Source organism: Streptomyces sp. NPDC048751 (assembly GCF_043198595.1).
GTDB lineage: Bacteria > Actinomycetota > Actinomycetes > Streptomycetales > Streptomycetaceae > Streptomyces.
Genome location: NZ_JBICUX010000002.1, coordinates 195,869 through 216,629, shown reverse-complemented (window position 1 = coordinate 216,629; position 20,761 = coordinate 195,869). Strand labels below are relative to the sequence as shown.

23 protein-coding genes are annotated in these 20,761 nt (G+C 71.1%); 11 read left to right on the top strand and 12 right to left on the bottom strand.

Features of this window, described 5'->3' with window-relative positions:
* Positions 1–8 precede the first annotated feature (8 nt).
* The gene (locus ACGFNV_RS07880) at positions 9–1,517 is read left to right on the top strand and encodes a glycoside hydrolase family 3 protein (protein ID WP_393620342.1); all 1,509 of its coding nucleotides are present in this window, start codon (positions 9–11) and stop codon (positions 1,515–1,517) included.
* A 146-nt stretch (positions 1,518–1,663) separates the two neighbouring features.
* On the opposite strand, the gene nagB is transcribed toward ACGFNV_RS07880, so the two are convergent.
* Positions 1,664–2,449, bottom strand: a complete 786-nt coding sequence (nagB, locus tag ACGFNV_RS07875) for a glucosamine-6-phosphate deaminase (RefSeq protein WP_393620340.1) — start codon at positions 2,447–2,449, stop codon at positions 1,664–1,666.
* Positions 2,450–2,959: 510 nt separating this feature from the next.
* Between nagB and ACGFNV_RS07870 the strand changes: the two genes are divergently transcribed.
* Positions 2,960–4,435 carry a sensor histidine kinase gene (locus tag ACGFNV_RS07870; protein ID WP_393620338.1) on the top strand — a complete coding sequence of 492 codons (1,476 nt, stop codon included), beginning with the start codon at positions 2,960–2,962 and terminating at the stop codon, positions 4,433–4,435.
* Between the two features lie 218 nt (positions 4,436–4,653).
* On the opposite strand, the gene ACGFNV_RS07865 is transcribed toward ACGFNV_RS07870, so the two are convergent.
* Complete coding sequence (locus tag ACGFNV_RS07865) at positions 4,654–4,911, bottom strand: WhiB family transcriptional regulator (RefSeq protein WP_003992873.1); 258 nt, start codon at positions 4,909–4,911, stop codon at positions 4,654–4,656.
* A 317-nt stretch (positions 4,912–5,228) separates the two neighbouring features.
* Positions 5,229–6,197, bottom strand: coding sequence for a diacylglycerol/lipid kinase family protein (locus tag ACGFNV_RS07860; RefSeq protein WP_393620336.1), 969 nt, complete (start codon positions 6,195–6,197; stop codon positions 5,229–5,231).
* Between the two features lie 116 nt (positions 6,198–6,313).
* Here ACGFNV_RS07860 and ACGFNV_RS07855 point away from each other — a divergent pair, with 116 nt between their 5' ends.
* Positions 6,314–6,778: a hypothetical protein gene (locus ACGFNV_RS07855; protein WP_393620334.1), complete on the top strand. Its 465-nt coding sequence runs from the start codon at positions 6,314–6,316 to the stop codon at positions 6,776–6,778.
* Between the two features lie 30 nt (positions 6,779–6,808).
* Here ACGFNV_RS07855 and ACGFNV_RS07850 read toward each other — a convergent pair whose 3' ends face one another.
* From ACGFNV_RS07850 to ACGFNV_RS07840, 3 genes are all read right to left on the bottom strand, one after another.
* On the bottom strand, positions 6,809–7,927 hold the full coding sequence (locus tag ACGFNV_RS07850) for an RNA polymerase sigma factor SigF (protein ID WP_393621451.1): 1,119 nt from the start codon (positions 7,925–7,927) through the stop codon (positions 6,809–6,811).
* 17 nt (positions 7,928–7,944) lie between these two features.
* Positions 7,945–8,358, bottom strand: a complete 414-nt coding sequence (locus ACGFNV_RS07845) for an anti-sigma regulatory factor (RefSeq protein ID WP_004925829.1) — start codon at positions 8,356–8,358, stop codon at positions 7,945–7,947.
* 261 nt (positions 8,359–8,619) lie between these two features.
* Entirely contained in the window at positions 8,620–8,880 is a 261-nt protein-coding gene (locus tag ACGFNV_RS07840) for a UBP-type zinc finger domain-containing protein (protein ID WP_393620332.1), read from the bottom strand.
* A 60-nt stretch (positions 8,881–8,940) separates the two neighbouring features.
* On the opposite strand from ACGFNV_RS07840, the gene ACGFNV_RS07835 reads away from it, so the two are divergent.
* Positions 8,941–10,539, top strand: coding sequence for a Na+/H+ antiporter (locus ACGFNV_RS07835; RefSeq protein WP_393620330.1), 1,599 nt, complete (start codon positions 8,941–8,943; stop codon positions 10,537–10,539).
* 29 nt (positions 10,540–10,568) lie between these two features.
* Here the strand turns inward: ACGFNV_RS07835 and ACGFNV_RS07830 are convergent, their stop codons facing one another.
* A complete protein-coding gene (locus tag ACGFNV_RS07830; protein ID WP_393620328.1) occupies positions 10,569–11,477 on the bottom strand; it encodes a 1-aminocyclopropane-1-carboxylate deaminase/D-cysteine desulfhydrase in 909 nt (302 codons plus the stop codon).
* Positions 11,478–11,531: 54 nt separating this feature from the next.
* Positions 11,532–12,122 carry an N-acetylmuramoyl-L-alanine amidase gene (locus tag ACGFNV_RS07825; RefSeq protein WP_393620326.1) on the bottom strand — a complete coding sequence of 197 codons (591 nt, stop codon included), beginning with the start codon at positions 12,120–12,122 and terminating at the stop codon, positions 11,532–11,534.
* A gap of 306 nt (positions 12,123–12,428) precedes the next feature.
* Between ACGFNV_RS07825 and ACGFNV_RS07820 the strand changes: the two genes are divergently transcribed.
* From ACGFNV_RS07820 to ACGFNV_RS07810, 3 genes are all read left to right on the top strand, one after another.
* Positions 12,429–13,835, top strand: coding sequence for a family 2B encapsulin nanocompartment shell protein (locus ACGFNV_RS07820; protein ID WP_393620325.1), 1,407 nt, complete (start codon positions 12,429–12,431; stop codon positions 13,833–13,835).
* A 25-nt stretch (positions 13,836–13,860) separates the two neighbouring features.
* Complete coding sequence (locus ACGFNV_RS07815; protein WP_393620324.1) at positions 13,861–14,994, top strand: family 2 encapsulin nanocompartment cargo protein polyprenyl transferase; 1,134 nt, start codon at positions 13,861–13,863, stop codon at positions 14,992–14,994.
* A gap of 285 nt (positions 14,995–15,279) precedes the next feature.
* Complete coding sequence (locus tag ACGFNV_RS07810) at positions 15,280–15,879, top strand: GNAT family N-acetyltransferase (RefSeq protein WP_393620322.1); 600 nt, start codon at positions 15,280–15,282, stop codon at positions 15,877–15,879.
* Positions 15,880–15,914: 35 nt separating this feature from the next.
* Here ACGFNV_RS07810 and ACGFNV_RS07805 read toward each other — a convergent pair whose 3' ends face one another.
* Positions 15,915–16,505, bottom strand: coding sequence for a TetR/AcrR family transcriptional regulator (locus tag ACGFNV_RS07805; protein ID WP_393620321.1), 591 nt, complete (start codon positions 16,503–16,505; stop codon positions 15,915–15,917).
* A gap of 119 nt (positions 16,506–16,624) precedes the next feature.
* Here ACGFNV_RS07805 and ACGFNV_RS07800 point away from each other — a divergent pair, with 119 nt between their 5' ends.
* From ACGFNV_RS07800 to ACGFNV_RS07790, 3 genes are all read left to right on the top strand, one after another.
* Positions 16,625–17,209, top strand: coding sequence for a dihydrofolate reductase family protein (locus ACGFNV_RS07800; RefSeq protein WP_393620319.1), 585 nt, complete (start codon positions 16,625–16,627; stop codon positions 17,207–17,209).
* A gap of 26 nt (positions 17,210–17,235) precedes the next feature.
* Entirely contained in the window at positions 17,236–17,442 is a 207-nt protein-coding gene (locus tag ACGFNV_RS07795) for a hypothetical protein (protein WP_393620317.1), read from the top strand.
* Between the two features lie 73 nt (positions 17,443–17,515).
* On the top strand, positions 17,516–17,776 hold the full coding sequence (locus ACGFNV_RS07790; protein WP_393620315.1) for a hypothetical protein: 261 nt from the start codon (positions 17,516–17,518) through the stop codon (positions 17,774–17,776).
* A 47-nt stretch (positions 17,777–17,823) separates the two neighbouring features.
* Here ACGFNV_RS07790 and ACGFNV_RS07785 read toward each other — a convergent pair whose 3' ends face one another.
* The 3 genes from ACGFNV_RS07785 to ACGFNV_RS07775 form a co-directional block, all read right to left on the bottom strand.
* On the bottom strand, positions 17,824–18,579 hold the full coding sequence (locus tag ACGFNV_RS07785) for a VOC family protein (protein ID WP_393620313.1): 756 nt from the start codon (positions 18,577–18,579) through the stop codon (positions 17,824–17,826).
* A 42-nt stretch (positions 18,580–18,621) separates the two neighbouring features.
* Positions 18,622–19,038: a VOC family protein gene (locus ACGFNV_RS07780; protein WP_133927149.1), complete on the bottom strand. Its 417-nt coding sequence runs from the start codon at positions 19,036–19,038 to the stop codon at positions 18,622–18,624.
* A gap of 72 nt (positions 19,039–19,110) precedes the next feature.
* On the bottom strand, positions 19,111–19,503 hold the full coding sequence (locus ACGFNV_RS07775) for a helix-turn-helix domain-containing protein (RefSeq protein ID WP_393620311.1): 393 nt from the start codon (positions 19,501–19,503) through the stop codon (positions 19,111–19,113).
* Between the two features lie 102 nt (positions 19,504–19,605).
* Here ACGFNV_RS07775 and ACGFNV_RS07770 point away from each other — a divergent pair, with 102 nt between their 5' ends.
* Complete coding sequence (locus ACGFNV_RS07770) at positions 19,606–20,760, top strand: anion permease (protein WP_393620310.1); 1,155 nt, start codon at positions 19,606–19,608, stop codon at positions 20,758–20,760.
* Position 20,761 lies beyond the last annotated feature (1 nt).

Here is a 20,761-nt window from a genome sequence, read left to right as displayed (position 1 = left end):
CACCACCCGTGACGACAACCGCCCACGGCACCGACACCCTGACCCGGGACGCCCTCACCGTCCTCCAGCCCGGCTTCACCGGCACCACCGCCCCCGACTGGCTGCTGCGCCGCCTCGGTGAAGGGCTCGCCTCCGTCGGCCTGTTCGGCCGCAACATCACCTCGCCCGAGCAACTGGCCGCCCTCACCGCCCAGCTGCGCGCCGAACGCGACGACGTGCTCGTCGCGATCGACGAGGAGGGCGGCGACGTCACCCGCCTCGAGGTCCGCACCGGCTCCAGCTTCCCCGGCAACCACGCCCTCGGCGCGGTGGACGACGTCACCCTCACCCTGGAGGTCGCCGCCGAGCTGGGCCGCCGGCTCGCCGCCTGCGGGGTCAACCTCAACTGGGCCCCGTCCGCCGACGTGAACTCCAACGCCGCCAACCCGGTCATCGGAGTCCGCTCCTTCGGCGCCGACACGACCCTCGTCGCCCGCCACACCGCGGCCTACGTCACGGGTCTGCAGTCCGCCGGCGTCGCCGCCTGCACCAAGCACTTCCCCGGCCACGGCGACACCGCCGTGGACTCCCACCACGCCCTCCCCCGCATCGACGTCGACCCCGGGGTCCTCGCGGAACGCGAGCTGGCCCCGTTCCGCGCCGCGATCGCCGCCGGGACGCGCGCCATCATGAGCGCCCACATCCTGGTCCCCGCCCTGGACCCCGACCGCCCGGCAACGTTGTCCCGCGGCATCCTCACCACCCTGCTCCGCGGCGAACTCGGCTACCGGGGCCTGATCGTCACCGACGGCATGGAGATGCAGGCCATCGCCGGCACCTACGGCATCGAACGCGGCAGCGTCCTCGCCGTCGCGGCCGGCGCCGACGCGATCTGCGTGGGCGGCGGCCTGGCCGACGACGAGACCGTACGACGCCTGCGGGACGCCCTCGTCACGGCGGTGCGCGCCGGGGAACTCCCCGAGGAACGCCTCGCCGACGCGGCGGAACGCGTACGGGCCCTGGCCCGCTGGGCGACGACGGCGGCCCCCGAGGATGGCGTCGGGGGCCGGCCCGACGTGGGCCTCGTCGCCGCCCGCCGCGCCCTGCGCCTGACCGGTGCGGAGCACTTCAGCCCGCTCACCGAGGCGCCCTACGTGGTGGCCCTCACGCCCGTCGCCAATTTCGCCGTCGGTGACGAGACCCCCTGGGGCGTCGCCGCGGAACTCGCCCGCCGGCTGCCCGGCACGCGGACCGGCAGCTTCGCCGGAGAGGACGCCGCGACCTCGGCGCTCGCGGCGGCCGGGGAGCGGCGGATCGTCGCCGTCGTCCGCGACGAGCACCGCCACCCCTGGATGACGAAGGCCCTCGACACCCTCCTCACGGCCCGCCCCGAGACCGTCGTCGTCGAGATGGGCCTCCCTCAGGCACCCCCTCGCGGCGCCCTCCACATCGCCACCCACGGCGCCGCCCGCGTCTGCGGCCGAGCGGCAGCCGAGGTCATCACGGGGGACCGGGACGGGGGGAGTGGCCCGGAGTAGGAGGAGGGGAGTAGGGCGGAGCAAGATCGGAGCCGGAGCAGGAAAAACGCCGGATCAAGAGTTGCAGGAAGGCGCCGGGTTCCCCGAGGGAGCCCGGCGCTTTCGCGCGTGGGGCCGCGTCGGCCCACGTCGGTCCGTGTCGGGCCTTAGATCCCCTGCCAGTCCGGCTTGTTGGCGTAAGTGTGCCGGAAGTAGTCCGCGAGCTTCAGCTTGGAGGCGGCGGCCTCGTCGACCACGACCGTCGCGTGCGGGTGCAGCTGGAGCGCGGAGGCGGGGCAGACCGCCGCGACCGGCCCCTCGACGGTCGCCGCGACCGCGTCGGCCTTGCCCTCGCCCGTGGCGAGCAGCACCAGGTGGCGCGCCTCCAGGATCGTGCCGATGCCCTGGGTGATGACGTGGTGCGGGACCTGCTCGATGTCGCCGTCGAAGAAGCGGGCGTTGTCGATCCGGGTCTGCTCGGTCAGCGTCTTGATCCGGGTGCGCGAGGCGAGCGACGAGCACGGCTCGTTGAACCCGATGTGCCCGTCGGTCCCGATCCCGAGCAGCTGGAGGTCCACCCCGCCGGCCTCGGCCAGCGCCCTGTCGTACGCCTCGCTCGCCGCCTGCACGTCCTTGGCCGTGCCGTCCGGCCCCAGGAAGGCGCCCATGCCGATGCCCAGCGGCTCCAGCACCTCGCGCCGCAGCACCGAGCGGTACGACTCCGGGTGGTCGGCCGGCAGCCCCACGTACTCGTCGAGCTGGGCTATCCGCGCGCGGGAGGTGTCCACGGCGCCGGAGCGCACCTTGGCCACCAGCGCCCGGTAGATGGGCAACGGGGTGGAGCCGGTGGCCACACCGAGCAGCGCGTCGGGTTTGCGCCGCAACAGCCCCGCCATGGCCTCGGCGATGAGCTCGCCGCCCGACTTCGCGTCCGGAACGATGACAACTTCCACGCTGGGCCTGCCGTTCTGGAGAGATCTGTAGGAGCTGAGGGGGCCGAATGCGGCTATGTGGTTTAGACCAATCTAGCAGAGGCGGATTAAATTGCCATGGCATCCGGCCCCGCACATGAACCCACAAGCGTTAGGCTGCGTGGTGGATGTAAGGGCACCCCGCCGGTGTGGTCCGCCCGGGGAAAGCGCCAACAACAAACAGGCTCCAACGCATGGACACGCCCAGTGGTCTAGTCCACAATTGCGTGGGAGAAGTGCACAGCGAGAACAACGCAGACCTCCGTCTTCCCCGCACAGGAAGGCGGACCGAGGATCCGGAGCTCTCTGCCCTGACTGCCCCGGTTCCTCATCCTTCGGCCGGACGGGACCGCACACCCCGCGGCCGATGTTGCTCCGGGCTGCGGTGCCGGGAGGGTTGAGGGTCCCTCCCAGGCGCCGCGGCCCGCGGGTGTTCTCAGGCCCCGTCACTGGTCGCGAACCTTGTCCGTACCGCCAGGTACGCTCGCACACGTGCCCTCCATGAACGAACTCGTACGCCAGCACACCGCCCTCGACGACTCCGATCTCGAGTGGCTCCACCTGCTGGTCTCGGAGTGGCAGCTGCTCTCCGACCTCTCCTTCGCCGACCTCGTCCTGTGGGTCCCCACGCGCGACGGCACCCGCTATGTCTCCGTCGCCCAGATGCGGCCCAACACCGGCCCCACCTCCTACCAGGACGACATGGTCGGCCACCTCGTCCCGCGCGGCCGCCGCCCCATGCTGGACGCCGCGCTCGACGAGGGCCGGATCGTGCGCGAGGGCGACCCCGAGTGGCGCGAGGAGGTTCCGGTGCGGGTCGAGTCGATCCCCGTACGACGTGACGGCTGCGTCCTCGGTGTGATCGCCCGCAACACCAACCTCCTCACCGTGCGCACCCCGAGCCGCCTGGAGCTGACCTACCTCCAGAGCGCGTCCGACCTCGCGCAGATGATCGCGGCGGGCTCCTTCCCCTTCCCCGACCAGCAGATGGACATGGACGCCGCGCCCCGCGTCGGCGACGGTCTGATCCGCCTGGACGCGGACGGCCTCGTCCAGTACGCCTCCCCGAACGCGCTGTCCGCCTACCACCGCATGGGCCTCGCCTCCGACCTGGTCGGCCAGCACCTGGGCCGGACCACCGCCGAACTGGCCCCGACCCGGGGCCCGGTGGACGAGGCGCTGTCCAAGGTCGCCAGCGGTTGGGCGCCGCGCGAGTTCGAGATCGAGGCCAACGACGGGGTCATCCAGTTCCGGGCGATCCCGCTCAAACCCAAGGGGATCCGCATCGGTTCGCTGGTGCTGCTCCGTGACGTCACCGAACTGCGGCGGCGTGAGCGCGAGTTGATCACCAAGGACGCGACCATCCGGGAGATCCACCACCGGGTGAAGAACAACCTCCAGACGGTCGCGGCCCTGCTGCGTCTCCAGGCCCGGCGCATCGACTCCGAGCGCGGCCGCGAGGCCCTCGAGGAGGCCGTCCGGCGAGTGGGCTCGATTGCGATCGTGCACGAGACGCTCTCCCAGAACCTCGACGAGCGCGTGGAGTTCGACGAGATCGCCGACCGCGTCCTCGCGATGGTCGCCGAGATCTCCCCGGGCAAGGTCGCCGGCCGGCGCAGCGGCCGCTTCGGCATCCTGGACGCGGAGGTGGCCACCCCGCTGTCGATGGTCCTGACGGAGATCCTCCAGAACGCCCTGGAGCACGGCTTCCGCGAGGGCGACACCGGCACCGTCGAGGTCTCGGCGGTCCGCGGCGGTACGACGAAGGAGGCCCGCCTCCTGGTCACCGTCCAGGACGACGGCGTCGGCCTGCCCGAGGGCTTCGACCCGCACACCTCCGGCAACCTGGGCCTTCAGATCGTACGGACGCTGGTGGAGGGCGAGTTGGGCGGCACCTTCGACATGGTCCCGGCACCGGAGCGGGGCACCCGGGTCATCCTGGACGTCCCGGTGCAGGCGCAGAAGTAGCGGGCCGGCGAGGGGACTTCCGAACAGCCGGAGCTTCGCAACAGCCGAGCGGCTTTTGGACAGCAAAGAGCCCCGGCCCGTTCAGGGGGCCGGGGCTCAACAGCTCGTTGCCAGCGTGTGCTGCGCATCGGGGGTACTGCGCGCTGCGGCTCGGGGGCGGGAGAAGCGTACGCGGTGTACGCGCCGCCAAGCTCAGGCTGTCAGCAGGGGTGGGTGTGTCAGGCGGAGGCCTGACGGGCCCGGTTGCGGGCGGCGCGGCGCTTCATGGCGCGGCGCTCGTCCTCGCTGAGACCACCCCAGACGCCGGAGTCCTGGCCGGACTCGAGCGCCCACTGCAGACACTGCTCGATCACCGGGCAGCGACGGCAGACGGCCTTGGCTTCCTCGATCTGCAGCAGCGCAGGACCGGTGTTGCCGATGGGGAAGAAGAGCTCGGGGTCTTCCTCGCGGCAAACGGCGTTGTGACGCCAGTCCATGGCTGCTACCTCTCCTTGATTACGTGCAGGTTGCTTGTGAATGTGAACGCTTTCACGAATCCCTCAACAAGTGAAGGGCCGACTGCCAGGTTCCCTGGTGTGGTCCTGTGATTCGTGGAGGGGTTCTGGTGATCAGTGGAGGCTGGTGTTGCGGGCCGTCCCGATCGCCACGTAGAGACTCGCAAACCTCAGCGGCGGATACAACCCCTTCTGGAAAGTTTTTTTTGATTCCTCGGTGTCGACTAGGTCACAGCCGTACTTCCATGGGGTGGATCCTGGCCTAAACGTTCGAGTGAAAGGAGTTTAGCCAGTTCTGCTCACACAATCACACGCAGTGCACGGCGTACGCCTGTGAACGTCACGCTCGTTCGCAGCCCGAGGTGGTCGCCGTCCATCTGGAGGGGCAGCGGGGCCTTCGAATGCAAGGTGAACTCGCTCAGATCGTGCAGGGAGACGGCGTGCTTTCCACGGGGTCCGCGCTCGGGGGACGAAGTGAGCAACTGGGTGCCATACCGGGCAACCGAGGCGGTGGACAGACGGCTGAGACCGAAGAGATCGAGGCCGGTATCGAACGAGGCCTTAGGTGACGCGTACACCGGGCGATTGCCCAGATAGGTCCACGGAGACGTGTTGCAGATTATGGACAACACCAAATCGGTCACCGGGTCGCCGTCCGGCCGCTCCAGCGTGATCGTCCCGTGCCGGCGGTGCGGCTCCCCCAGGAGTTGGCGAACGGCCTGGCGGACGTAAAGAGCGTGTGTGGATTTCTTGCCGCGTTCGCGGTGCTGTTCCACCCGGCCCACCACACCCGCGTCGAAGCCGAGCCCCGCGTTGAAGGTGAACCAGCGTGACGGGACCGCCTCGTCCTCGGTGCCCGGCGTGCCCGAGGTCAGCCCGAGACCGACCGTACGCTCGCTGCCCTCACGCAGGGCGTCCAGCAGGGCGCCGGTGGCCTCCACCGGGTGGTTGGGCAGACCCAGGGCGCGGGCGAAGACGTTGGTGGAGCCGCCGGGGACCACGGCGAAGCCGGGCAGGCGGTCCGGGTCGGGGCCGGCGTGCAACAGGCCGTTGACGACCTCGTTGACGGTGCCGTCACCGCCGAGGGCCACCACCAGGTCGACGTCCGAGCTCTCGGCGGCCTGTCGGCCCAGGTCGCGCGCGTGGCCGCGGTACTCGGTGGTGACCGCGTCGAGCTTCATCTCGCTCGCCAGCGCGTGGATCAGGACATCGCGCGTACGTGCGCTTGTGGTGGTAGCCGCCGGATTGACCACGAGAAGTGCACGCATGCATGGCAGCGTACCTACTGGGTGGTACCGGGCACAGGGCGAGGTGGGGATCTGGTAAGAGATCCCCGCGTGAGCCTCGACACGGGTGCGCGCGGTGTGCGGGCTACCCTTCAAGGGTGAGCAGTGAGCAGATCTCCAGCAGCCCCGCAAGCGCCCCGGAAGGCAGCCCCGGAACCGAGGGTCCGCGTCCGCGGCGGCTGACGTATGCCGCCCTGCTCGCCGCGGCGGAGGGTCTCGCGCTGGTGGTCGGCGGGGTCTGGATCCTCGTCCTCGGGCTCACGGGGGACCCTGACGACCGGCAGCAGGCCGTCACCGGTGGGGTGACGCTGGTCGTCCTCGCGCTGCTGCCGCTGCTCGCCGCCCGCGGACTGCTCGCCCGGCGCAGCTGGAGCCGGGGGCCCGCCGTCATCACGCAGATCATGGCGCTGCCGGTGGCCTACAACCTGCTCCAGGCCGACAGCATCGCGATCCCGGCGGGCATCGCGCTGGCGGCCGTCGCCGTCACGGCGCTCGTCCTGCTCGTCAACGGCGAGACGACCCGGGCCCTCGGGATCCGCGGGCCCGGCAACGCGCAGAAGTAGCCCTCGCTTCCGCGCCGTCACTCGCGCCGTTCACTCCTCCACGAGGAGCTTCTCCCGCAGCTGGGCCAGCGTCCGTGCCAGCAGCCGGGAGACGTGCATCTGTGAGATGCCGACCTCCTGCGCGATCTGCGACTGGGTCATGTTGCCGAAGAACCGCAGCAGCAGGATCCGCTTCTCGCGCGGCGGCAGGTCCTCCAGGAGCGGCTTGAGGCTCTCCCGGTACTCGACGCCCTCCAGCGCCTCGTCCTCCGCGCCCAGGGTGTCCGCGACCGCCGGCGACTCGTCGTCGGTGTCGGGCACGTCCAGGGACAGCGTGGAGTACGCGTTGGCGGACTCCAGGCCCTCCAGGACCTCCTCCTCCGAGATCGACAGCTTCTCGGCGAGTTCATGGACCGTGGGGGAGCGGCCGTGCAGCTGCGACAGCTCGGCCGTCGCCGTCGTGAGCGCCAGGCGCAGCTCCTGCAGCCTGCGTGGGACGCGCACCGCCCAGCCCTTGTCGCGGAAGTGCCGCTTGATCTCGCCGACGACCGTCGGGGTCGCGTACGTCGAGAACTCCACGCCGCGGTCCGGGTCGAAGCGGTCGACCGACTTGATCAGACCGATCGTGGCGACCTGGGTGAGGTCGTCCAGCGGCTCACCGCGGTTGCGGAACCGGCGCGCGAGGTGCTCCACGAGCGGCAGGTGCATGCGGACCAGCTTGTTGCGCAGCTCCGCGTACTCGGGGCTGCCGTCCTGGAGTCCGCGCAGCTCGACGAACATCGCCCGCGCCCCGCTGCGGTCGTGGGGCTCGTGGCGCGTGGCCTCCACGGCCCGCGTCTGATGGTCGTCGTCTCGCTCGTGCTCGCTCATCGTCCCGCCCGTCGCCCTTCCCCGAGCTCTCGCCTCGTCCCCCACCGCCGGCTTCGCTCGAGCGGGGGCGCCTCCATGGACGTGGGAGCTCCCGATCGGCTGCTCCCGAGGCGCGCTGCGCACGGCACCTTCCCGATCCCACTGCCGGTCGTCGTCCGGGAAGCCGGCCTCCGCGGAGTCCTCCTCCGGATGCGGCCGGGCCTGTTCGGGGATGCCGTCGATGCCGTCCGCCATGCGTCGGGAACCACCCGGAGCCTGCTCGGCCGGGAGCTCCCGTGTGCCGCGCTCTTCGTCCCGCACCGGCCCGTCCCCGTTCCTCACGCCGGCCCGGGTCCCGCGCCGCGCTGTTTGTAGAGGCTGATCGACACGGTTTTGTCCTCGTCCACGGCGGAGGAGACCTTGCCCGCGAGCGCGGACAGCACCGTCCAGGCGAACGTGTCCCGCGAGGGGGCGTGACCGTCGGTGGTCGGCGCCGAGACGGTGACCTCCAGCGAGTCGTCGACCAGTCGGAAGACGCAGCTCAGCACGGAGCCGGGGACGGCCTGCTGGAGCAGGATCGCGCAGGCCTCGTCGACCGCGATGCGCAGGTCCTCGATCTCGTCCAGGGTGAAGTCCAAACGGGCCGCGAGGCCGGCCGTGGCCGTCCGCAGCACCGACAGGTAGGCACCCGCAGCCGGCAGCCGGACTTCCACGAAGTCCTGGGTCGCGGGCTCGCCTGCGATCTGGGACACCCTCACCTCCATGGTGGTACAAGCTTTTCGGGGCCGAGGGTCGCCCCCCGGGGTAACGCGAAGTGTGGTTCAGCGGTGACGCTACCGCGCTCGGAACTTTCCTGTCCGCAGGACCCCAACCCCTTGCTGTCACTCATAGTAAACACATGAATACACACAGTGGCTAGAGGTTCTGCGGGCCCAAATGGGAAGAGCGCGCGCCGGATTGACGTACCCAGACGTCAGACGGTCGAACCGTCCGGGCCCGAGGGCGTCCCGGCGTCATACGAGTACATGGTCCACGAAGCACCAACGCCAGTTCTCGCCGGGTTCGAAGGTCCTCATCACGGGGTGGTCGGAGCCTTTGAAGTGCTCCGTGGCGTGCCGCCCCGGTGAGGTGTCGCAGCAACCGACGTAACCACAGACCAGACACTTCCGCAGTTGTACCGGGTGGGTACCGTCGGCCAGGCACTCCGGGCACGTCTCGCTGAGCGGTTCGGGCTCGGGGTGCGGCAGCGCGTCGGCGTGCGTGCACTGTTTCATGATTGCCAGATTACGACGGGCGTGCGGGCAACCGCGCGGAAAAACGAGGGCGGGCCGGACATGGACGTGATGCCACTGCTGTTGCTGGTGGCGGGCAGCGCCGTGATCGCGGCGGCCGCCCGGCGCACTCCGGTGCCCGCACCGCTGCTGCTGGTCGCGGTGGGCCTCGCGGCGTCGTACCTCCCGGGGGTGCCCGACTACACCCTCGATCCCGACGTCGTCCTGCCCCTCCTGCTGCCGCCGCTGCTGTACACCTCGGCCACCGACAGCTCCTACCTGGACCTGCGGGCCCAGCTGCGGCCGGTGGCACTGCTGTCGGTCGGGTACGTCCTCTTCGCGACCTTCTTCGTCGGCTGGGCCGCCTATGTGATCGTGCCCGGGCTGCCGCTCACGGCGGCGCTGGTGCTGGGCGCGGTGGTGGCGCCGCCGGACGCGGTCGCGGCCACCGCGGTGGCACGCCGGGTCGGACTGCCGTCGAGGATCACCACGATCCTCCAGGGCGAGTCCCTGCTGAACGACGCCACCGCGATCACCGCCTACAAGGTGGCCCTCGCCGCGGTGGTCGGCGAGGGCGTGACCTGGGCCGGCGGCGTCGGCGAGTTCCTGCTCGCGGCGGTCGGCGGCGTCGGGGTCGGCCTGGTCCTGATGGCACCGCTCCACTGGCTGCGCACACACCTGAAGGAGCCGTTGCTGCAGAACACCCTCTCCCTGCTGATCCCGTTCGTCGCGTACTCGACCGCCGAGCAGTTCCACGCCTCCGGCGTCCTCGCCGTGGTCGTCGTGGCCCTCTACCTGGGCCACCGCGCGTGGGAGGTCGACTTCGCCACCCGCCTCCAGGAGGAGGCGGTGTGGAAGATGGTCGCCTTCGTGCTGGAGTCGGCGGTCTTCGCGCTGATCGGACTGCAACTGCAGGTCGTCCTGAGGGGCCTCGGCGAGTACGAGGGTGTCGACGCCGCCTGGTACGCGATCGCGGTCTTCCTCGTGATCGTGGCGGGCCGGTTCCTGTGGGTGTATCCGGCGACGTTCCTGCCGCGCCTCATGTCCGCGCGGATCCGGGAACGCGAGGACAACCCGACCTGGCGGGGCCCGATCGTCATCGCCTGGGCCGGGATGCGCGGGGTCGTCTCCCTCGCCATCGCCTTCTCCATCCCGATCACCGTGGACCACGGCGACGCCCCCTTCCCGCAGCGCAACCTCATCCTGTTCCTGACCTTCACGACCGTCATCGGCACACTCGTCGTACAGGGCCTCACGCTGCCCCCGCTGATCCGGCTGCTGAAGTTCCCCGAGCCCGACCCTCAGCAGGCGACGCTCGCCGAGGCCAACGCCCAGGCACAGGCGTCCCGGCGCGCCGAGGAGCGACTGGACGCCCTCCTGTCCGACGAGCGCAACGCCCTGCCGCCGCCTCTCGCCGACCGGCTGCGCAGCGTCCTGGAGCGGCGCCGCAACGCCGTCTGGGAGCGACTGGGGCAGGTCAACCCCATCACCGGCGAAACCGTCGACGACACCTACCGGCGGCTCGCCGGCGAGATGATCAGCACCGAGCGCGAGGTGTTCGTCCGGCTGCGCGACGCCCGCTACATCGACGACGAGATGCTGCGGACGCTGCTGCGCAGGCTCGACCTGGAGGAGGCGGCCGCCTATCGGGAGGCGACGTAGGGCGTCCTTCTCAGCTCTCGGGCCGCCTCTCAGCTCTCGGGCCGCCCCGTGACGATCGCCGCGAGCGTGGTTCCCCGGGGGAAGGCGCCCTCCCCCGTGAGGGTGACAAGTCCGTAGAGCAATTTGGCGACATAGAGACGCTCGACGGGCAGGCCGTGCCGCTCTTCGAAGTCGTCGGCGAAGGCGTGCAGTTCGGGGGTGGTGCGGGCGTAGCCACCGCAGTGGAAGCGGTCGTCGAGGGTCCAGTCGCCGCGGAGGGAGCCGAAGGCCCGTATCTGGAGGGCCTCGGTGTCGGCGGTCAGGAAGCCGCCCCTGAGGACGGGTATGCCGAGCGCGCGCTGACCGGGGGCGAGCCCGGCGGCCAGACCGGCGAGCGTTCCGCCGGTGCCGCACGCGACGGCCACGACGTCGGCGTGCCCGCGCAGCTCCTCGCCGAGGGCACGGCAGCCCCGGACGGCGGTCTCGTTGCTGCCGCCCTCGGGGACGACGTACGCGTCCTCGGCGCCGGTCGCGCGGAGGATCGCCGTGAGGGTGTCGGACTCGGTCTTGCGGCGGTACGTCGCCCGGTCGACGAAGTGCAGCCGCATGCCGTCGGCCGCGCAGCGGGCCAGGGACGGGTTCAGGGGGCGGTCGGCCAGCTCCTGACCCCGGACCACGCCCACGGTGCGCAGGCCCAGCAGGCGGCCAGCGGCGGCGGTGGCGCGCAGGTGGTTGGAGTACGCGCCACCAAAGGTGAGGACCGGCCGCCCCGCTGCGACGGCCAGGTTGGGCGCGAGCTTGCGCCACTTGTTGCCGATCAGCTCCGGGTGGACGAGGTCGTCGCGCTTGAGGAGCAGCCGGACGCCGCGCCGGTCGAACCGCTCGTCCTCGACCTCCACCAGGGGCGAGGGCAGCCGGGGGCGCAGGGCTGCGAGGTCGGTGACGTCGTGGCTGCTCACGGCACCATTGTCGCCCGCGCCCCCGGCCGGTTCCCCGGGGGTTTCGGGCGACGCTCACTTCAGGCGGTCGCGCACCCGCTCCCGCATCGACGCCATCGTGAACCCGAGCGGGTCGACCTTGCCCGGTCGCCACTCCAGGTGCCCGATGACCGACCGTTCGGACCAGCCGTGGTGCCGGCAGATGGCCGCGGCGGCCCGCCCGATGGCCTCCAGCTGGACCGCGGGCCAGGGGTCCTCGCCGTCGCCGAGGTTCTCGCACTCGAAGCCGTAGAAGTGCCGGTTGCCGTCGGAGTTCTTCTCGTTGTCCGGGGGCAGCGCCTCCTCGGAGATGACCGCGCGCAGCACGTCGTCGTCCCCGGAACCCGCGTGGTTGGCCCGCCCGTAGCCGACGAGGTGGACCGTGCCGTCCTTGGCAATGACACCGTGGCACAGCGGCCCCGGCAGGTCGTCGCGGCCGTCCCGGCAGATCCGCACGGTCCGCGCGGTGCCCTCGGTCACCGAATGGTGGATCATCACGCCGTGGACAGGGCCCCAGGGCCCCTTGTGGTTGCGGTTGTGGTGCCGCCAGTCACCGACTTCGACGACCTCGAGCCCCTCGGCTCTCAAGGCCTCCAGGAACGTGCCCGCGGACATGGGAAGGGCCATGACCCCCTCCTTCGCGCTGCGGACGGCCGCCGGTCGCGGCCGCCTCGTACCGCATGCTTCTACCGAAACCGGACGTTCCGAGTCACCATCATTCGCACGGTGTGCGAGCGGATCAGGACAAGTCGGAAATCTCGCACTTGAGTGGGTGAGGGCCGGGTGAAGCCCCCTCTCTGCCCCGTCGACCGATGATCCATTCCCGCTCTTTCGGGTAATAGCACCGCCACGTTCCGTGATGGAAGGCTTGCTCGCGAGATCAGTGCCCGGCGCAGATCGGCGCCGGTGCATTCCTTTGGAGGGCATTTCTCTATGTCGGTAGGCGAAGAGGTCCGCACGGATCAGGGCAAGCCGCAGCAGAGCCTCGGCACGGCGGCAGCGCGGAACCTGGCCACCACCACCAAGTCCGCACCGCAGATGCAGGAGATCAGCTCCCGCTGGCTGCTGCGGGTGCTGCCCTGGGTGAACGTGCAGGGCGGCACGTACCGGGTGAACCGGCGCCTGACCTACGCCGTCGGGGACGGCCGCATCACGTTCGTCAAGACCGGCGACCGCGTCGAGGTCATCCCCGCGGAACTGGGCGAACTGCCCGCCCTGCGCGCCTACGAGGACGAGGAGGTGCTGTCGGAGCTCGCTCAGCGCTGCCGGCAGCGGGAGTTCGCCCCCGGCGAGGTGATCGCCTCCTTCGGCAGCCAGACCGAGGAGGTGTACCTGCTCGCGCACGGCAGGGTCGAGAAGATCGGCACCGGGCCCTACGGCGACGACGCGGTCCTGGGAGTGCTCGCCGACGGCGGCTACTTCGGCGACCAGGCCCTGCTCGACCCCGAAGCCATCTGGGAGTACACCGCCCGGGCGGACACCGCCTGCACGGTGCTGATCCTCTCCCGTCAGGACGTCGACCAGGTCGCGGAGCGCGCCGACACCCTGCGCGAGCACCTCCAACGGCTGCGGGCCATCCCCGAGCAGCGCACCAACAAGTACGGCGAGAAGGAGGTCGACCTCGCCGCGGGGCACTCCGGCGAGCCCGACATCCCGCACACGTTCGTGGACTACGACGCCCGGCCGCGCGAGTACGAACTGAGCATCGCCCAGACCGTGCTGCGCATCCACTCGCGCGTGGCCGACCTCTACAACCAGCCCATGAACCAGACCGAGCAGCAGCTGCGGCTGACGGTCGAGGCGCTGAAGGAGCGCCAGGAGCACGAACTCATCAACAACCGGGAGTTCGGTCTGCTCAACAACTGCGAGTACGACCAGCGGATCCAGCCGCACGACGGCGTGCCCAGCCCCGACGACATGGACGAACTGCTCAGCAGGCGGCGCGGGACGAAGCTGTTCCTCGCCCATCCGCGGGCGATCTCCGCCTTCGGCCGCGAGCTCAACAAGCGCGGGCTCGTCCCCGAGACCATCGACGTGGGCGGCAACCGCATCCCCACCTGGCGCGGCGTCCCGATCTACCCGTGCAACAAGATCCCGGTCACCGAGGCCCGGACCAGCTCCATCATCGCCATGCGTCTCGGCGAGGAGGACCAGGGCGTCATCGGCCTGCGTCAGGCCGGCATCCCCGACGAGATCGAGCCGAGCCTGTCCGTGCGGTTCATGGGCATCAACGAGCAGGCGATCATCAAGTACCTGGTGACGGCCTACTACTCGGCCGCGGTGCTCGTGCCGGACGCGCTCGGCGTCCTGGAGAACGTCGAGATCGGCCGCTGGCGGTGACCGCGGCTCAGCCGAGGGGGACCTCATGGCCGAGTCCCTGACGGACCTGACCCAGCCGCCGGTGGCCGGGGGCACCGAGACGCTCGAAAGGCGGAGGCCCATCGGGTCCCAGAAGGACAACCGGGCCGGTCCGCCCGACGGGCACGAGGCAGCGGTGATTCTCGAGCGCGCCCGGGCGTCGGTCGACCCCGAACTGCGCGCCGCGGTCGACTCGCTGCCCGGCTCGATGCGGCGGATCGCGCTGTATCACTTCGGCTGGGAGCACGCCGACGGCACTCCGGCGGCCGGGCACGCGGGCAAGGCCATCCGCCCCGCGCTCGTCCTGACCGCGGCCGCGGCGCTCGGTGGACCGACGGCCCGGTCGACCGCCGTACGGGCGGCCACGGCGGTGGAACTGGTCCACAACTTCACGCTGCTGCACGACGACGTGATGGACCGCGACACCACTCGTCGGCACCGGGCCACCGCGTGGACCGTGTTCGGCGAGGCCGGCGCGATCCTCGCCGGTGACGCCCTCCAGGCGCTCGCGCTCAGACTGCTGGCCGAGGACCCGCACCCGGCGTCCTCGGCGGCCGCCGCCCGGCTCGCGGACTGCGTCGTCGAGCTGTGCGCGGGCCAGCACGCGGACACCGCCCTGGAGCGGCGCCCACCCGCCGAGGTCACCCTCGACGAGGCGCTCGCCATGGCGGAGGCCAAGACAGGGGCGCTGCTGGGCTGCGCCTGCGCCCTCGGCGCGCTGTACGCGGGCGCGTCGGCCGACGAGGTGGACGCCCTCGACGCGTTCGGCCGTGAGGCCGGGCTCGCCTTCCAGCTCATCGATGACGTCATCGGCATATGGGGCGACCCGACCCGCACCGGCAAGCCGGCCGGCGCGGACCTCGCCGCCCGCAAGAAGTCCCTGCCGGTGGTCGCCGCGCTCTCCTCCGGCACCCCGGCGGCCGCCGAACTCGCCGAGCTGTACGGGGTGCCGTACGAGGAGGGCGAGCTGGAGCGCACCACCCTGGCCGTCGAGCGGGCCGGTGGCCGCGACTGGGCACAGGGCCAGGCGGCCGACCGCATGGCCCGCGCGATGGACGAACTGTCCCGCGCCGTCCCCGACCCGGAGGAGGCGGGTGGCCTGCTGGCCCTGGCGGAATTCGTGACCCGCCGCAGCAACTGAGCCGGCGGCCCGGCACGGACGGCGGACGATCGTGTTCGTGGTCGTGGCGGCCGGTGAGGACCGGTCGGTGTCGGCTGATCAAGACCCGGGGCGCCGGGCCGCGAGGTTCCTGACCCCGCGCGGTCGTCGGTGGCCCCGGTCCGGCGGGTCCCGCACATCCCCACGGTGTGCGGGGCCCGTCCTCGTCGCCGCGGGTGGGCCCAGCCCGCGCGGCCGTGTCCGAAGCCCCTCCCGATAGGCTCAACTGGCGTACGTTCGACGGTGATTGAGCGAAGGGGACAGAACATGGGCGTGGCGATCCGGGCGGCGGGCGAGGGCGATCGTGAGCTGGTCGTCCGGCTGCTGGACGAGTCCTTCCAGGACGACCCGGTGAGCACCTGGGTGTTCCCCGGTGCGGAGCAGCGCCGCACGTTCCACCCGCGCCTCATGGGCGCGTTCACCGACATCGTGTTCGCCGAGGGCCGTGTCGACCTCACCGAGGACGGTGCCGCGTGTGCGCTGTGGCTGGACGTACCGGCCGGAGGGGAGGACGAGCACGCCGAGGACGACGGCCCCGCCCAGGTGCGCGAGGCGGTCGAACCGGCGAACGAACGCGTCGAGACGGTCGGTCGGCTGACGGCGGCGATCCACCCCTCGGACCGCGCCCACGCCTACCTGTGGATGATCGGCGTGGCACCGGAGCGCCAGGGCGAGGGGCTGGGCACCGCGCTCATCGCGCACGTCCTCGACCGCTGTGACCGTGAGGGGCTGCCCGCCTACCTGGAGGCGAGCAACGCCCGCAGCCGTGTCCTGTACGAGCGGCTCGGCTTCGAGTTCACCGGCCGCGCGCTGGACCTCCCGGACGGCCCGACCATGTGGCCGATGTGGCGCGAGCCGAGGGGCTGAACGGTCCCCAACCGGCCAGGCCGTGCCGGCGGCGCCTACTCCTCCGGCAGGATCGTCGCCGCGATCCGTTCCACCAGTCCCTCCGGCACGCTGACGCCCGGCAGTACCCCGTCCAGTACGTCCGGCAGGGTCAGATGCTCCAGGAGCAGGCCGAGCATCGCCAGGTAGAGCACGGTGACGGCCTCGTCCCCGCCGGGCAGCCCGGCGCCGCGGTGGAATTCCAGGGCTTCGTCGAGGTCCCCGCGTACCGACTTGGTGAACGACGCCCGCAGTTCCGGACGGCGGGTGGCCTCCAGGCGCATTTCCATCAGGGCCAGATATCCGGTGCGGTCCTTGGTCGCGCGCGCCATCAGGTCGTGCATGAACGCCGTGACCAGCGAGCGGTCCCTCGGCCGTGTCAACAGCGCGCCCATCACCCCGGGGTCGGGCGCCAGCCGTACGTGCAGCCGGGCGTCGATCTGGCGCAGCAGGTCGTCGCGGTTGGTGAAGTAGTTGGAGGCGGTGCCCACCGGCACCCCGGCCGAGGCGTCGACCGAGCGGAACGTCAGCCCGCGTGCCCCCTCGCGTGCGAGCACCTCGACCCCCGCGTCGACGAGGGCGGCACGGCGCTCCGGATTGCCGGCCATGCGGAATCCCTTCTCCCACTTGATCCGTCGCTTGATCCGTTTCGGGAAATCCCTTGCAACCACTACAGCTGAAGTACTACAACTGACGTGGTTCACACACCCTACGGAAAGAGACCGGCTTGCGAAAGCTCACGTACTTCATCGCCTGCTCGCTCGACGGCTTCATCGGGGACGTGAACGGTGACGCCTCGGCGATGTACCCCTTCGTCGACGAGGAGTTCCTCGAGTTCCTCAAGACGGAGTACCCGGAAACCGCCTTCACCCCGGGACGCAGGTCCCTCGGCTTCGACGACTTGCCCAACAAGAGGTTCGACACCCTCATCCAGGGCCGGGCCAGCTACGACGAGGCCCTCAAGCAGGGCGTCACCAGCCCCTACGCCCATCTGCGCGAGTACGTCGCCTCGCGCACCCTGGGCGAGTCGCCCGACCCGAACGTCGAGATCATCGCGGACGACCTGGTCGGCAAGGTGCGCGAACTGAAGGCCGAGGAGGGCGAGCTCGGCATCTACCTGTGCGGAGGTGCGCAGGTCGCGGGCGCGCTGCTCGACGAGATCGACGAGCTGGTGATCAAGAGCTATCCGATCGTCTACGGCACGGGCATGCCGATGTTCGGCTCGGACTTCGCCGTCACGGAGTTCACCCTCGACGAGGTGCGCGCCTTCGGCAACGGCACAGTGGTGCGGACGTACAGCAGGAAGCGCTGAGTCCGCTCGCGTCCTAGGCTGAGGACATGGACAGTCAAGGACACGTCTGTCCCGCCTGCGGACAGCCCGTCGAGACGGTCGTCCGGCGCCACAAGACGCTGGGTGCCTGGGTCCCCAAATGGGTCGCCGGCCCCTGCCGGAACCCCCAGTGCGACGCGCACGTCGTCGAGGGGGCCCACCCCGAGGTACGGTCCGCCGCGGAACAGCAGCACACGTTCTCGCCGGGGGACTAGGTGTATTGATCACGAGCGTTGGCCCTAGCCTGGTCTCGAACTGCCGTCAGGTGGGTGGGCCGAAGGAGCGGGAGTGACGGACACGGGGGGACGCCGCCGGTGGTGGCGCTGGATCGTCGTCGGATGGGCGGTGACCGTCGCCGTCGGAGGCGGGCTCACGCTCTGGTTGCAGGACTCGGCCGAGCCGCCGGGGCCGTACGTCTGGGAGAACTACGACCCGAGCGAGGCGCCTGCCCCGCTGCTGCAGCTGGACGCAACCGAGCTGCCCTGCCCGGCGGAGACGGCGGCGCGGGAGGGCGAACAGATCCTCTGCGCGTACGCGACGATCCGCTAGCCGAGCGGATGTGAGCCCGCCTGGGCGACCGCCGGAGTGCCGTCGTCCTATCCGCCCGTCCGGCGTGGCAGCCCGCCCGTGATCGGGTCGCGGCCCGTCAGGCAGTACGTGCCGCCCGCCGGGTCCCGCATGACCGTCCAGTGCCGTTCGCGGGCGACCAGGCTCGCGCCCAGCCGTTCGTGCTGGGCCCGGGTCGCCTCGATGTCCGCGCAGGCCAGGTCGATGTGGGCGGAGGCGGGGCGTTCCTCGCCGATGCGCTGGAGGAGGATGCGGATCGGCAGCCCGGGCGGCGGCGCGATCACGTGGAACTCGGGGAGCGAGCCGGACAGGGAGTCCCAGCCGGGCAGCAGCTCGCTCCAGAAGTCGACCTCGGCGTCGTAGACGGAGGGCGCCACGTCGACGCACACCTGGTCGAGCCGGCTGCGGCGCACCACCGGCGGCCGGACCGACTCCCCGTGCCACCACGGACCGACGCAGAACAGAAGCCCGGCCGGCGAGCCGAGGACCGCCCACCGCCCGTGGTCGGTCACGAGCTCGGCGCCCATTTCCAGCGCCGCCCGCACGAACTCCGGGACATGGTCCACCGCGAAGTCGAGATGCGCGCCGCCCTCACCCGACAGGACGCCCTGCACCTTCACACAGGCGTCGGCAGCGGCCGGCACCAGGGTGACGAACTCCTGCCGGTCGCCGCGCAGCCGGGACAGTCGCGTGTTCGTGACGGCCGACCAGAACGCGCAGGCGGGGTCGAAGAGTTGCAGGGGCCGGTCGATGAAGGCATGGGTCCACAGGATGGGTTGGGGCATGGAGAGATCGTAGGGCGGCGACGGGGCCGCCCGTCGCGCGCGTCACCCCCGCGGGCGCTCCAGGAACCGCAGTACGTTGCCGGCCGGGTCCCGGAACGCGCAGTCCCGCACCCCGTACGGCTGGTCCGTCGGGCTCTGGAGCACCTCGCCGCCGGCCTCCTCGACCTTGGCGTAGAGCGCGTCGCAGTCGGTGGTCGTGAAGATGACACCGCGGAGCACTCCCTTGGCCAGCAGCTCGGCCATCGCCTGCCGGTCGGCGGGGGAGAAGTCCGGGCTGGCGGCCGGGGGCTCCAGGACGATCTCCACGTCCGGTTGCAGCGGGGAGGCGACGGTCACCCAGCGCATCCCCTCGAAACCGACGTCGTTACGGACCTCCAGGCCCAGGACGTCACAGTAGAAGTGCAGCGCCTTGTCGTGATCGTCGACGGCGATGAAGCACTGGTGGAGTTTCAGGTCCATGACCCGAGCCTAGGCCTGTCCCGTTGTCCCTGGCGGGCGCACGCTGATCCGCCAGGGACAACGGGACAGCCCTTAGAACCGCCTGGGACGGGTGTACGTCCGCGCCACGCACGGCGGGATCACAGCGCCGGCCTCGTGCGACCGGGCCCGGTACGCGCTCGGCGTCTCGCCCACCAGCTCCGTGAAACGGGAGCTGAAGGAGCCCAGCGAGGTACAGCCGACCGCGAGGCACACCTCCGTCACCGTCAGGTCGCCGCGGCGCAGCAGGGCCTTGGCGCGTTCGACGCGGCGGGTCATCAGACAGGCGTAGGGCGTCTCGCCGTAGGCCCGGCGGAAGCTGCGCTGGAAGTGGCCGGGGGACATGAGCGCGGTGCGGGCCAGTGCGGGAACGTCCAGAGGCTCGGCGTACTCGCGGTCGATCCGGTCCCGTGCCCGCCGCAGCCGGACCAGTTCCTCGGTGTTCACCACATCAGGGTCGCACGGTCTCCACCGAGTGCGCGCGGGGTTCTGGAACAGCCTTTGCCCGCAGTTCGCCGCGCATTGGTCTGAGGCTGTTCGCATAAAGGAATGGATCACATCACGCTCCTGGTAGCGGTGGTCATCGTCACGGCGTTGGCCTTCGACTTCACCAACGGATTCCACGACACGGCGAACGCGATGGCCACGTCCATCGCCACCGGCGCGCTGAAACCCAGAACAGCGGTGCTGGTGAGCGGAGCTCTCAACATCGTCGGCGCCTTCCTGTCCACCGAGGTCGCCAAGACGATCTCCGGCGGCATCGTGGACGACGCCCTCGTCACCCCGGGGATGATCTTCGCGGGGCTGGTCGGGGCGATCCTGTGGAACTTGCTGACCTGGCTGGTGGGACTGCCGTCGAGTTCGTCGCACGCGCTGTTCGGCGGGCTGATCGGAGCGGTCTGGGTCGGCGCCGGCTCGCACGGCGTGCACTTCGACAAGGTGGTCGAGAAGGTACTGATCCCCGCCGTGGCCTCGCCGCTCGTGGCGGGCGTGGCGGCGCTCATCGCGACGTACCTCGCCTACCGGCTCACCGCCCGTGCCCGCGAGAAGTCCGTCACGAAGGGCTTCCGGGCCGGGCAGATCGCCTCGGCCTCGCTGGTCTCCCTGGCGCACGGCACGAACGACGCCCAGAAGACCATGGGCGTCATCACGCTGACCCTGATCTCGGCCGGCGCGCTCGGCCACGACGCCGGTCCGCCGGTGTGGGTGATCGCCTCGGCCGGCCTCGCGATCGGCCTCGGCACCTACCTGGGCGGCTGGCGGATCATCCGCACCATGGGCAAGGGGCTGACCGAGATCCAGTCCCCGCAGGGGTTCGCCGCCGAGACGGCCTCCACGACCGTCATCCTCACCTCCGCCCACCTGGGCTTCGCCCTGTCCACCACCCAGGTCGCCTCCGGCAGCATCCTCGGCGCGGGGCTCGGCAGGCGGCTGGCGGAGGTGCGCTGGGGCGTCGCCGGGCGCATGGCGCTCGCCTGGCTGATCACGCTGCCCGCAGCCGCACTGGTCGGCGGGGTCGCGGCGAGCGCGGTCACGCACGGCGGGAACCTCGGCACGGTGGTCGTGGCCCTGGTGGGCGTCGCCCTCGCCGGCGGCATCGTCCTGATCTCCCGCCGCAACCCCGTGAGCGCGCACAACGTCAACGACGCCCACGAGGTCACCCTCCGTACCGCGGAGCCGGCCGGCGTCGGAACCGCCGCCTGAT